Here is a 1,054-nt window from a genome sequence, read left to right on the forward strand (position 1 = left end):
TCTGTCCTCAGGGAAGAACACCCTAGTCGTAAATAACGGCTAGGTTTGACGGTACCTGTGGAGGAAGCTCCGGCTAACTACGTGCCAGCAGCCGCGGTAATACGTAGGGAGCAAGCGTTGTCCGGAATTATTGGGCGTAAAGGGTGTGTAGGCGGTCTAGTAAGTCAAATGTGAAATTCATCGGCTCAACCGATGAACTGCCTTTGAAACTACTAGACTTGAGGGTAAGAGAAGAGAGTAGAATTCCTAGTGTAGCGGTGAAATGCGTAGATATTAGGAAGAATACCAGTGGCGAAAGCGACTCTCTGGCTTACTCCTGACGCTGAGACACGAAAGCTAGGGTATCAAACCGGATTAGATACCCGGGTAGTCCTAGCCGTAAACGCTGGATACTAGGTGTTGGAGGTTCGACTCCTTCGGTGCCGAAGTTAACGCAATAAGTATCCCGCCTGGGGATTACGACCGCAAGGTTGAAACTCAAAGGAATTGACGGGGGCCCGCACAAGCGGCGGAGCATGTGGTTTAATTCGAAGCAACGCGAAGAACCTTACCAGGGTTTGACATCCCGTGACCACCTATGAAAGTAGGATTTGATCTTTTGATCACACGGAGACAGGTGGTGCATGGCTGTCGTCAGCTCGTGTCGTGAGATGTTGGGTTAAGTCCCGCAACGAGCGCAACCCTTATTCTTAGTTGCCAGCACTTTTAGGTGGGGACTCTAAGGAGACTGCCAGTCAAAAAACTGGAGGAAGGTGGGGATGACGTCAAGTCATCATGCCCCTTATACTCTGGGCTACACACGTGCTACAATGGACTGTACAGAGGGTCGCTACACCGCAAGGTGATGCTAATCTCTAAAACAGTTCCCAGTTCGGATTGCAGGCTGCAACTCGCCTGCATGAAGTTGGAGTCGCTAGTAATCGTGGATCAGAATGCCGCGGTGAATACGTTCCCGGGCCTTGTACACACCGCCCGTCACACCACCCGAGTTGGATGCACCAGAAGTCATCATACCGTTTAAGGTAGATGCCGAAGGTGTGTCTGGTAAGGGGGG

At 51.3% G+C, this 1,054-nt stretch carries 1 rRNA gene; it reads left to right on the plus strand.

What is annotated here, in order from left to right:
- Positions 1-1,054 (plus strand): 16S ribosomal RNA (locus tag B5D41_RS13950); the annotation flags it as partial.

Origin of the sequence: Selenihalanaerobacter shriftii, from assembly GCF_900167185.1 — a bacterium.
Taxonomy (GTDB): domain Bacteria; phylum Bacillota; class Halanaerobiia; order Halobacteroidales; family Acetohalobiaceae; genus Selenihalanaerobacter; species Selenihalanaerobacter shriftii.